The organism is Tistlia consotensis USBA 355 (genome assembly GCF_900177295.1).
GTDB lineage: Bacteria > Pseudomonadota > Alphaproteobacteria > Kiloniellales > DSM-21159 > Tistlia > Tistlia consotensis.
Genome location: NZ_FWZX01000005.1, coordinates 315265 through 324970, shown reverse-complemented (window position 1 = coordinate 324970; position 9706 = coordinate 315265). Strand labels below are relative to the sequence as shown.

The window sequence follows — 9706 nt, the reverse complement described above, 5'->3', positions numbered from 1 at the left end:
CGACACCGGCGCCAGACGCATCGCCCCGGGCAGCCGCATGGCCGCCATGGACGCCAAGCTCAGACGCGCCGGCCCGCGCAGCCGCTACCGCCTCAGGAAGCAGGTCGTCGAGCCGGTGTTCGGGCAGATCAAGGCGGCCAGGGGCTTCCGCCAGTTCCTGTTGCGCGGATACGCCAAGGTCCGTCACGAGTGGGCCCTCGTCTGCACCGTCCACAACCTCGCAAAGCTCCTCATCGCACGCACCGCCTGACCACCAGACATGCACCGCTCGACAAGCCACCACCCCCAGCCGCCCAAACCGCCGCGCCTTTAGCCGGACAGGCTCCTAGATGCGCGTCCATCTGGTCCACGCCCATCCCGAGGCCGACTCTTTCGTCGCCGCGATGCGCGACCGGGCCGTCGCGGCCTTCCGGGCGCGCGGCGACGAGGTCGGCGTCTCCGACCTCTACGCCATGGGCTTCGATCCGCTGCTCAAGGCCGCCGACTTCGGCGAGCGGCGCGATCCCGGCCATCTGGTCTATGCCCTGGAGCAGCGCCACGGCTGGGAGACCCGGACCCTGGCGCCGGACATCCTGGCCGAGGTCGACAAGGTGCTGGCCGCCGACGTCCTGGGCTTCACCTTCCCGGTCTTCTGGTTCGGCGTGCCGGCGATCCTCAAGGGCTGGATCGAGCGGGTCTTCCTGTCCGGGCCGTTCTACGGCGGCCGGCGGATCTACGGGCGCGGCGGCCTTGCCGGCAAGCGCGCCTTCGCCGCCTTCAGCCTGGGCGGCCGGCCCGGCATGTTCGGCCCGGGCTCGATCCACGGCGAGCTGGAGCAGGGCATGCTGCGGCACTTCTTCCAGGGCACGCTCGGCTACGTCGGCCTGAGCGTGCACCGGCCCTTCGCCGCCTACCACGTGCCCTACCTCGACGCGGCGGCGCGCGAGGCCCTGCTCGACGGGCTGGAAGACTATCTGCGCACGCTCGACGACCAGCCGACCTTCCGCCTGCCCGACCTCGCCGACTTCGACGAGCGGCTGGAGCCGCGGCGGCGGTAGACGCCGCCCCTGCCGGGCCGGGACGGAGACCGGCGGCAGGGGCGGCGACCGCCCCGGAGGAGGCGCCGGGACGAGGCGTCGGTTCAGGCGTGCCGGCCGAGGCCGGCGGCGACCAGCTCGGCGAGGCCGCGCAGCCGGTCGCCGTCGAGCTCGCCGGCGAGGGCCACGTCCAGCGGCCCGGCCATCCAGGAGACGACCTGCAGCCGGCCGCGCGCCTGGAAGGTCAGGTCGCCCGTCCCGTCCCCGGCGCGGCTGTGCGCCAGCGAGAGGGTGAGCCGCCGGCCCGCGGCGTCCTCGTACATATAGAGCGCGACCGGCCGGCCCGGCTCGGAGAGCAGCCGGCCGCCGAGCAGCCGGTAGCCGGCGCTGCTCAGGTCGGGGGCGGCGATCGGCACGCCGATGCGGTTCGACAGCCAGGCGTTGAGGTGCCCGGCCTGGCTCGCCGGTACCTCGACCGGGTGGCGCAGCTCGGCGGCGAAGACCCGGTGGGCGTCCAGGGCGGCGCGGCCGAAGGCCGTGACCTGGGCCGGCGAGAGCGCGGCGTCGCGGACCAGCCAGCCGGCGCCGAAGGCCGCCACCAGCAGCAGCGCCGCGGCGACGCGGGCCAGCAGGGCGGCCGCTCGGCGGCGGCCGCGCGGCGCGCTCCAGGCGGCCGCAGCGAGGCGCGGCGCCAGCGGCTCGGCGAGCACCGGATCGAGTGCCGCCTTGAGCCGCCGCCGGTCCTCCTGCCAGCCCGCGAGGCGCGCCCGGGCCCCGGCATCCTGCTCCAGCCGGGCCGCGACCTCGGCGGCCTGGGCCGGTGCCAGCTCGCCGTCGAGATAGGCGTGCAGGGTGGCGTCTTCGAGCGCCGGGCGGTCGGTCATGTCACCCTCCTCCCGGTCATTTCACCCTCCTCAGGGGCGGCGCGTCGGCCTCCTGCTGCAGGCGGCGCAGGGCCTCGCGGCCGCGAGCCAGGCGCGACATCACCGTGCCGGGCGGGATGCCCAGGATCTCGGCGGTCTCGCGATAGGTCAGCTCCTCGACCGAGACCAGCAGCAGGACCTCGCGCTGCTCGGCCGGCAGGCGCTGCAGCAGGGCCAGCATCTGGCGCGCCAGGACCTGCTCGGTCTGGCCGGCCGCCACCCCCGGCTCCGCGTCGCCCTCCTCGAGCGGCCGCTCGTGGCGCAGGCGCGCCGAGCGCAGCCGCGAGACGAAGAGGTTGCGCAGCAGGGTGAACAGCCAGGCGCGCAGGCTGCGCTCGGGGTCGTAGAGCGCCTCCTTGGTCAGCGCCCGGACGATGCAGTCCTGCACCAGGTCGTCGGCCGCCTCGACGTCGCGCAGCAGGCCGCGCGCGAAGCGGCGCAGGTGCGGGATCTCCTCGATGATCGCCTGTCGCATCTCCGGCCCGCGCGAGGAATGGGAAGGGGCGGCGCAGCCGCGCGATCCGGCCGGCGGAGCGGCGCCGGGGGACTGCGCCCGCGCCGCCGGCCGGACGCCCGGCCTACTTGGCCGGCGGCGCGATCTGCCAGACCTCGTCGACCAGCTTGTCGTTGCGGTAGACCAGCACGTAGCGCAGCGGGATCGTCGCCTTGCCCTTCAGCACCAGGCTGGCGGTCACGGTCGCGCCCTTGGGGTTCGCCGCCTCGTCGAGCGCGGTCAGCTGCAGCGACAGCGGCGCCTGGGCCTTGGCGAACTTGGCCCAGACCGACGCGATCTCCTGTGGGCCGGCGTAGACGCCGTCGAGCGGGCCGCCGACCCACTGGAACAGGGAGCCGGGGACGTAGTCCGCGGTGATCGCCGCGACGTCGCCGGCGGCGATCGCCTCGAGGTGGCTGCGGGCGCGGTCGCCGGCGGGGCCGGCGAAGGCGGAAGCGGAGGGCAGGGCGCCCGCGGCCGCGAGCAGCAGCAGGGCGAGGAAGGGTCGACGCATGGCCTGGATCTCCTGGTGATTGGGGCTCACACAGGCAGATACAGGCGGCGGGGCCGTTCTATTCCCGGCCCCGGTCCGAATCGGGGAGCGGGCGGCTCAGGCGTCCAGGAAGACGCTGTGCACGAAGCTGCGGTAGAGCAGGATCTGGCGCGGCAGCAGGTCCGGCTCGCGCAGCACCTTCGACAGGATGATGCCGCCGTCGGCGAGCGCCGAGAGCATGTCGGCGAGATCGTCGAAGTCGATCGGGACGCGCGGCGGGTGGCGCTCGGCGATGGCGTCGAAACGGGCCCGGAAGCGCCGCCGCCAGCGCAGCACGGCGGCGGCGTTGAGGGCGTGGACCTCGCGGTTGAACAGGTTCTCCTGGTAGCAGACCGCGGCGACCAGGCAGCCGGGATGGCCGTTCGGCAGGTCGGCCATGGTCTCGGCCAGCAGCTTGAGCCCGACCAGGAAGCCGTGCAGCGGATCCTCGTGCAGCTCGTCGGCGCGGCCGAACAGCTCGTCGAACAGCGCCTCCTCGCGCTCGAGGTAGCGTTCCAGCAGCGCCGTCGCCAGCACGCCCTTGTCCCTGAAGTGGTAGAAGAAGCCGCTCTTGGTGATGCCGACGGCGGCGATCACCTCCTCGATCGAGGTCGCGCCGAAGCCCTTGTCCAGCACCGCCGCCTCGGCCACGTCGAGGATCTGCTCGCGCGTGTCGCGCCGCGGCCGGGCCGGCGCGGCCGTCGGCAGCGGCACGACCCGCCCGGCCTCGGCCGATCGCAGTGCACCTGCTTGATTCTGCATGTCGTGTCCCACGTCCCTCATTGCCCCTCTTGTTCCCGACGATGGGGAGCCCGAAAGTGGCCCGCAAGCTGTACCGCTGGTACAGTCGGCCGTGGCGGGACCCTGGCCGCGGCGCGTGAATGTCCCGGGAATCCGCCGTCAATTCTATGAAACGACAGCGTTTTTTCCGGCTTCGGTCGGACTGGACCACGGGTCGCCTGGAAGCGGCCTGCCGGCGTCCCGATCTTTCCATGAACCGGGATGCGGCCCGAATGGAAGCGGCCGGCACCCGGATACACGGAGGATAGCAGACATCGTGAGCAAGTACCGCAAGCATCTGCCGCAGACGAACGGCACGCTGTTCCTGACCGACGGCGGGCTGGAGACCACGCTGGTCTTTCACGACGGCATGGATCTGCCCTGTTTCGCCTCGTTCGTCCTGATGAAGGACGAGGCCGGCCGCGCGCGCCTGCGCCGCTACTACGAGCAGTACATCGAGCTGGCCCTGGCCGAGGGGCGCGGCATGATCCTGGAGGCGCCGACCTGGCGGGCCAGCGCCGACTGGGGCGAGCGGCTCGGCTACTCCAGGGCCGCCCTGGCCGAGGCCAACCGAGCCGCGGTCGCGCTGATCGCGGAGATCCGCGACCGGCGGGAGACGCCGGCCGTGCCGATCGTGGTCAGCGGCTGCGTCGGGCCGCGCGGCGACGGCTACGACCCCGGCCAGGTGATGAGCGCCGAGGCGGCCGAGGCCTACCACGCCGAGCAGATCGGCAGCTTCGCCGAGGGCGAGGCCGACATGATCGGCGCCATGACCATGACCAACCTGCCCGAGGCGATCGGCATCGCGCGGGCCGCCGGCAAGGCCGGCCTGCCGGTCGCGGTCTCCTTCACGGTCGAGACCGACGGCCGGCTGCCGACCGGCCAGACGCTCGGCGAGGCGATCGAGACGGTCGACCGCGAGACCGGCCGGGCGCCGGCCTACTACATGATCAACTGCGCCCATCCCACGCACTTCGCCGGCACCCTGGCCGAGGGCGGCGCCTGGATGGACCGGCTGCGCGGCCTGCGCGCCAACGCCTCGAGGCGCAGCCACGCCGAGCTCGACAGCTCGGCCGACCTCGACGACGGCGATCCCGTCGAGCTGGGCGGCGAGTACCGCGAGCTGCTGCGGCGCTTCCGCAACGTGACGGTGGTCGGCGGCTGCTGCGGCACCGACCACCGCCATGTCGAGGCGATCAGCCGGGCCTGCCGCGGCGCGGCCTGAGCGGAGCCGAGGTCGGGGCGCCGTCCGCCTGCCGGCGGCGGCGCCCCTGCCGCTTCACGAGAGGGCGGCCGCCGCGCGCCGGCGGCGCCGCGACAGCAGGCCGAAGCCGGCCAGCAGCAGGGCGCCGAGCAGGGTGAAGGCCCAGGCCTTGGCCAGCGCCAGCACGACGATGCCGAGCAGCAGCGCCCGGTCGATCCAGGGCCGGCCGGTCAGCGGCTGGCCGCCGAAGAAGAAGGCGCTGGCGACGACGAAGACCACGCCGCTGACCGCCGCCCGGGCGATCGCCGGCCAGCCGCCCTCGCCGAGCATGCCGGGATAGACGATGAACAGGAAGGGGATGACGTAGGTGACGGCGGCCAGCTTGAAGGCGTCGCGCGCGACGGCGAGCCAGCCGGTCTGGGCGATGCCGGCGGCGACGAAGACCCCGACGCAGACCGGTGGCGTGATCACCGAGAGGGTCGCGAAGTAGAAGACGAACATGTGCGCGGTCAGCTCGGGCACGCCGGCCTCGATGAGGGCCGGGGTCATGACCGCGGCGACCAGGACGTAGGCCGCGGTCGTCGGGATGCCCATGCCCATGATCAGGCAGACCAGGGCGACGATCGCCGCCAGGATCATCAGGTCGTGGCCGGCGAGGCCGGCGAGCGCGCCGGAGACCGCGACCCCGACGCCGGTCATGTTGATCATCGAGACCAGGACCTGCGCGCCGGCCAGCAGCACGCCGATGATCACCAGGCCCTTGCCGCCGTCGACGACGCCGGCCAGGACCGCGCGGCCGAGCTCGGGCAGCGGCCGGCGGGCGGCGAGCCCGAAGGCGAGGAAGCAGCCGACCTGGCCGCAGATGCCCCAGAAGGCCGCGGTCTGGACCGAATGGCCGGTCAGCACGCCGGCGAACAGGCCGAGCAGCGCCGCCAGCAGCGGCAGCAGCCGGCTGGCCCTGGCGATCCGCGACCAGGGCGGCAGCTCGTCCTCGGGCACGATCCTGAGGCCGCGCTGCACGGCGATGACGTGGACGGTCAGGAAGACCGCGAGGAAGAACAGGATCGCCGGCAGCACCGAGGCGCCCATGATGCGCAGGTAGCTGACGCCGATGATCTCGACCATCAGGAAGGCGGCGGCGCCGAGCACCGGCGGCGCGATCTGGCCGCCGGTCGAGGCCACGGCCTCGACCGCGCCGGCGAAGGCCGGCGGATAGCCGAGCCGCTTCATCATCGGGATCGTGAAGTTGCCGGTCGTCGCGGTGTTGGCGACGGCGCTGCCGCTGACCGTCGCGAAGAAGGCCGAGGCGATGGTCGCGATCTTGGCGGCGCCGCCCGGGCTGCGGCCGCCGAGGCGCATGGCGAGGTCGATGAAGGCGTCGCCGCCGCCCGAGTGCAGGATCATCGCGCCGAACATGACGAAGGCCGCGATGGTCGTCGCCGCGACGCCGAGCAGCAGGCCCCAGAGGCCGAGGTCGCCGAGGAACAGCGTCTCGGTGACGAAGCCGATGCCGAAGGCGCGGTGGCCGAGCGCGCCCGGCAGGTACTGGCCGAGCAGGCCGTAGGCCAGGCCGGCCAGCACGAGCAGCGGGAAGACTAGGCCGATCGCCCGGCGCGACAGCTCCAGGATCACCACGACCAGGCCCAGGACCATCAGCTCGTCGTGCGGCTCGGCCCAGGGCAGCTCGGTCATGATGCGGTCCTGGTTGACCGCGACGTAGGCGCAGGCGCCGACGGCGACCGCGGCGGCCAGCAGGTCGAGGGCGAGGCCGAGCGGCCGCAGCCGGCTGCCCGCCCAGAGCGGATAGAGGGCGAGGCCCAGGCAGACCGCCAGGGCCAGGAACACCGGCCGCTGGATCAGGCTGACGTAGGGGCCGGCCGCCGCCGTGTAGAGCGTGAAGAGCCCCAGGGCGGCGGCCAGCACGGCGGTGGCCTTGGCGCGCATGGCGCGGGCGCCTTCCGTCGCGACCCGGCCGGCGCTACTCGGCCTTGCCGATCAGCTTCTTCGGCACGTCGTAGCCGGCTTCCCGGTAGTAGCGCAGCGCGCCCGGATGCAGCGGGATCGTGCCGACCTTCATGGTCATCTTGCCGATGTCGGCGCCCTTCAGGGTCGAGAAGGCGGCGGCCTGCGGGCCGACGTTCTCGTTGATCGCCTTGGTGATCTCGTAGGCGGTCTCCTCGTCGAGCCCCGGACGCGCGACCACGGCGACGCCGAAGGCCCAGGTGTCGTAGGCGCCGATGCCCTCGCCGGCGCCGGCCGGCACCGAGACCACGGAGATGTCGGGCATCTCGGCCTCGATCTTCCGGCGCTGGGCGCCGTCGAGGCCGAGCACCCCGATCGGCGTGAAGGTCGCGATGTCGAGCGAGGAGCCGTCCAGCTTGTCGCCGACCCCCGACTTGACGTAGCCGGTGACGCGGCCGTCCTTGATCGAATCGACGATGTCGGAGGTCGAGCCGCGCACGTAGTCGGGCGCGATGCCCAGGGTCTTGAAGACCGCCTCGGTGGTCTTCTCGGTCGCCGAGCCGCGGATGCCCGGGTTGAAAACCTTGCCCTTCAGGTCGGCCAGTGCCTTGTAGCCGGCGTCGGTCCGGACCACGACGTTCTGCGGGGCGACCGTGTAGACCCAGAGCAGGCGGCTGTCGACCGGATGGCCGGCGAAGTCGCCCTTTCCGGCGAAGGCCTGGTAGCCGATGTTCGTGGTGACGAGGCCGAGGTCGATTTGGTCGCGGCTGAGGCGGCGCAGGTTGTCGACCGTGGCGCCGGTCTCGACGACCGCCGCGTCGACGCCCTTGACCTTCTCGTTGATCAGCTGCGTGACCGCGACGAAGTAGCCGTAGTGGCTGGAGGCCGAGGCCGTCGAGCCGATCAGCAGCTTCTGGTCGGCGGCCTCGGCCTGGCCCGGCAGGCCCAGGCCGAGCCCGGAAATCCCCAGGAGGGCGGCGGCCGTGGCCGCCAGCAGGAACCGTCTCGTCATCTCACGTCTCCCCTTTGCTTTCTTTGCCTTGCCGGATGGCGGCGAGACGTGCGGCCGGGACCTCGATCGGCAGATCGAGGATCCGGTAGGACAGCGTCTTGCCGTGGCTGTCGAGGTTGAGGCTCCGGTTGACCCCTCCCTCCAGCACCCCGTCGAGCACGAAGTTGAAGGCCGCGATGCGCGGCAGCGCGTAGCGCACGATCCGGCCGGGCCGGCGGTCGTCGAAGAGCGCGGCGACGCGCTCGGCGGTGACCTGGGCCTCGAGCAGCGGATAGTCGGCGGCGTCGAAGGCGATCACGCTGACGTTGAGCCGGTCGCCCTTGTCGCCGGCGCGGCCGTGAGCCAGCTCGTGCAGCCGGACGGTCATGGTCTCAGACATGGCTGGCCTCCGCCGGCGCCGCGCCGGCCGGATCGTCCGCCGTGCGGACCGAGACCTCGACCGCGGCCTCGATCGGCTCGCGCGGCGCCAGGGCCGACCAGGTGTTGACCCGCCGCCGGATCGCCGAGCGCGCCCCGCCGCCGGCCGCGGGGCCGCAGCAGAGCAGCGCCTCGACCTCGCGCAGGGCGCGCTCGACGGCCTTGCGCTCGCTGTCCTCGACGGCGATCCGCACGCGCAGGTCCTCGGTCGTGCCGCGGCGCCCTTCGAGGAACCGCCCGCCCTCGTCGCCGAACACGCTGCCGACGCCGATCAGGTCGCCGCGCAGGCGCGCGATGCCGCTGCAGCGCTTGCGCAGCACCTCGAGCGCCAGGCGCGCGCGCGCCTCGGCGTTGGGACCGGCGTAGGAGATCTCGCCCTCGCCGATCCAGCCGCCGTCGACCGAGACCGTGACCTTCAGGGTCTCCGGGCGGGGCCGGCCGCGCGCCCCGGCGACGGCGACGCGGTCGGGCCCGACCTGCGCGACCTCGACTCCGGTGACGTCGAGCACGACGTCGGGGGTCAGGTAGGCGGCCGGGTCGTGGATCTCGTAGAGCAGCTGCTCCTTGACCGTCGCCGGCGAGACCAGCCCGCCGGTCCCGGCCGGCTTGGTGATCACCGCGCTGCCGTCGGCCGCGACCTCGGCGATCGGGAAGCCGAGGCGCTCCAGGCCCGGCACCTCCTTGCGGCCGGGATCGGCGAAGTAGCCGCCGGTGACCTGCGAGCCGCATTCCAGCAGGTGGCCGACCAGGGTGCCGGCGGCGATGCGGTCCCAGTCCTCCCAGGACCAGCCGAAGTGGTGGACCAGCGGGCCGAGCGCGAGGGCCGGATCGGCGCAGCGGCCGGTGACCACGACCTGGGCGCCGCGACCCAGCGCCTCCGCGATCGGCCGGGCGCCGAGATAGGCGTTGGCGGCGAGGCGCCGCGCGCCCTCCAGGCGGTCGTCGAGGCCGAGCGCCGAGAGGTCGCCGGCCAGCCCGGAGACCTCGTCGCCGGTCACGGTGGCGATGCGCGCCTCGGGCTGTCCCGCCGCCAGCGCGAGCCGCGCGATCAGGCGCGCGGCGGCGCCCGGGTTGGCCGCGCCGAAGTTGCCGACGATCGGGATGCCGGCGGCCAGGCAGCGGCCCAGCACCGGCGCCAGGATCTCCTCCAGCAAGGGCTCGCAGCCGGTCTCGGGGTCGTCGCTGCGCCGGATCTGCGCGAAGGCGAGGGTGCGCTCGCCGAGCGTCTCGAAGAACAGGGCCGACGGCCGGCCGTCGGCGATCAGCGCCTCGACCAGGGGCTCCGCCACGTCCGTCCGGTCGCCGGAGAAGCCGGCGCCGCAGCCGATGAGAAAGCTGTCCGTCATGCCTGTCCCGGCATCTGCTGT

General features: G+C 73.5%; 11 protein-coding genes. 3 read left to right on the top strand and 8 right to left on the bottom strand.

Going from position 1 to position 9706, the window contains the following annotated elements; genetic code table 11:
* Together B9O00_RS09840 and B9O00_RS09835 are read left to right on the top strand one after the other, a co-directional pair.
* On the top strand, positions 1-250 hold a 250-nt coding region (locus tag B9O00_RS09840), incomplete at its 5' end, for a transposase (protein WP_200808452.1).
* Positions 251-329: 79 nt separating this feature from the next.
* Positions 330-1037, top strand: a complete 708-nt coding sequence (locus B9O00_RS09835; protein ID WP_085122393.1) for an NAD(P)H-dependent oxidoreductase — start codon at positions 330-332, stop codon at positions 1035-1037.
* An 83-nt stretch (positions 1038-1120) separates the two neighbouring features.
* On the opposite strand, the gene B9O00_RS09830 is transcribed toward B9O00_RS09835, so the two are convergent.
* From B9O00_RS09830 to B9O00_RS09815, 4 genes are all read right to left on the bottom strand, one after another.
* Entirely contained in the window at positions 1121-1900 is a 780-nt protein-coding gene (locus B9O00_RS09830; RefSeq protein ID WP_085122392.1) for an anti-sigma factor family protein, read from the bottom strand.
* Between the two features lie 16 nt (positions 1901-1916).
* Positions 1917-2414, bottom strand: coding sequence for an RNA polymerase sigma factor (locus B9O00_RS09825; protein WP_085122390.1), 498 nt, complete (start codon positions 2412-2414; stop codon positions 1917-1919).
* 103 nt (positions 2415-2517) lie between these two features.
* Positions 2518-2946 (bottom strand): Cif family virulence factor, encoded by a 429-nt coding sequence (locus B9O00_RS09820; protein WP_085122388.1) that lies wholly within the window; start codon positions 2944-2946, stop codon positions 2518-2520.
* A 96-nt stretch (positions 2947-3042) separates the two neighbouring features.
* On the bottom strand, positions 3043-3726 hold the full coding sequence (locus tag B9O00_RS09815) for a TetR/AcrR family transcriptional regulator (RefSeq protein ID WP_085122387.1): 684 nt from the start codon (positions 3724-3726) through the stop codon (positions 3043-3045).
* 295 nt (positions 3727-4021) lie between these two features.
* Between B9O00_RS09815 and B9O00_RS09810 the strand changes: the two genes are divergently transcribed.
* Positions 4022-4969, top strand: a complete 948-nt coding sequence (locus tag B9O00_RS09810; RefSeq protein WP_085122386.1) for a homocysteine S-methyltransferase family protein — start codon at positions 4022-4024, stop codon at positions 4967-4969.
* 54 nt (positions 4970-5023) lie between these two features.
* Here B9O00_RS09810 and B9O00_RS09805 read toward each other — a convergent pair whose 3' ends face one another.
* From B9O00_RS09805 to B9O00_RS09795, 4 genes are read right to left on the bottom strand one after another with little or no spacing between them, the layout of a single operon-like run.
* Complete coding sequence (locus B9O00_RS09805; protein ID WP_085122384.1) at positions 5024-6892, bottom strand: TRAP transporter permease; 1869 nt, start codon at positions 6890-6892, stop codon at positions 5024-5026.
* A gap of 34 nt (positions 6893-6926) precedes the next feature.
* Positions 6927-7922 (bottom strand): TAXI family TRAP transporter solute-binding subunit, encoded by a 996-nt coding sequence (locus B9O00_RS09800; protein ID WP_085122382.1) that lies wholly within the window; start codon positions 7920-7922, stop codon positions 6927-6929.
* 1 nt (position 7923) lies between these two features.
* Positions 7924-8301, bottom strand: coding sequence for an AtuA-related protein (locus tag B9O00_RS32435; protein WP_089229629.1), 378 nt, complete (start codon positions 8299-8301; stop codon positions 7924-7926).
* The gene (locus B9O00_RS09795) at positions 8294-9685 is read right to left on the bottom strand and encodes an acyclic terpene utilization AtuA family protein (protein ID WP_089229630.1); all 1392 of its coding nucleotides are present in this window, start codon (positions 9683-9685) and stop codon (positions 8294-8296) included. The genes B9O00_RS32435 and B9O00_RS09795 overlap by 8 nt, the downstream gene beginning before the upstream one ends.
* Between the last annotated feature and the right edge of the window lie 21 nt (positions 9686-9706).

Bases quoted from the DNA above. Each gene is read 5' to 3' on its own strand.
- B9O00_RS09820 (WP_085122388.1), bottom strand. From the start codon at position 2,946: ATGCGTCGACCCTTCCTCGCCCTGCTGCTGCTCGCGGCCGCGGGCGCC.
- B9O00_RS09825 (WP_085122390.1), bottom strand. From the start codon at position 2,414: ATGCGACAGGCGATCATCGAGGAGATCCCGCACCTGCGCCGCTTCGCG.
- B9O00_RS09795 (WP_089229630.1), bottom strand. From the start codon at position 9,685: ATGACGGACAGCTTTCTCATCGGCTGCGGCGCCGGCTTCTCCGGCGAC.
- B9O00_RS09830 (WP_085122392.1), bottom strand. From the start codon at position 1,900: ATGACCGACCGCCCGGCGCTCGAAGACGCCACCCTGCACGCCTATCTC.
- B9O00_RS09815 (WP_085122387.1), bottom strand. From the start codon at position 3,726: ATGCAGAATCAAGCAGGTGCACTGCGATCGGCCGAGGCCGGGCGGGTC.
- B9O00_RS09800 (WP_085122382.1), bottom strand. From the start codon at position 7,922: ATGACGAGACGGTTCCTGCTGGCGGCCACGGCCGCCGCCCTCCTGGGG.
- B9O00_RS09805 (WP_085122384.1), bottom strand. From the start codon at position 6,892: ATGCGCGCCAAGGCCACCGCCGTGCTGGCCGCCGCCCTGGGGCTCTTC.
- B9O00_RS09835 (WP_085122393.1), top strand. From the start codon at position 330: ATGCGCGTCCATCTGGTCCACGCCCATCCCGAGGCCGACTCTTTCGTC.
- B9O00_RS32435 (WP_089229629.1), bottom strand. From the start codon at position 8,301: ATGTCTGAGACCATGACCGTCCGGCTGCACGAGCTGGCTCACGGCCGC.